The following is a 343-nucleotide window of genomic DNA, read 5'->3' as shown; positions in this document are numbered from 1 at the left end:
CAGGTATTACCCATGTGTGTTTGCCAAAGTTCACGTGATGTCCAGTTTTCGTAGAAAGTGAAATGTGCTGGGTTTTCATTGTCTTGGTGAAGGTCGTAGTTGATGCAGCCTTCTTCAGCGCGAGTAATATCAATCAGTTTTAGCAGCTCTGCTTTAACCAATTCAATTTTGTCTTCGTTAGCGACGATGTTTGCGACGATAGTTAGTTGAGTCATGTTCGTACCTATATTATTTTTCACCGAAATGGTGATTTGTCTGTGTTTACAGTGCCACTCTTTGTTCATTGAGCTGCAGTCTGTGTCGATGGATAAATAATAGTGGGAATATTTGAAACGATAAACCT

Annotated in this window: 1 protein-coding gene; it reads right to left on the bottom strand. The window is 39.9% G+C overall.

Going from position 1 to position 343, the window contains the following annotated elements; translation table 11 throughout:
- Positions 1-215: putative quinol monooxygenase (locus AB4486_RS23165; RefSeq protein ID WP_372118868.1), on the bottom strand; the 215-nt coding region annotated here is incomplete at its 3' end.
- Between the last annotated feature and the right edge of the window lie 128 nt (positions 216-343).

Origin of the sequence: Vibrio sp. 10N.222.55.C6 (assembly GCF_041473395.1) — a bacterium.
GTDB classification, from domain to species: Bacteria; Pseudomonadota; Gammaproteobacteria; order Enterobacterales; family Vibrionaceae; genus Vibrio; species Vibrio crassostreae_C.
This window is presented reverse-complemented; position numbering and strand designations above follow the sequence as displayed.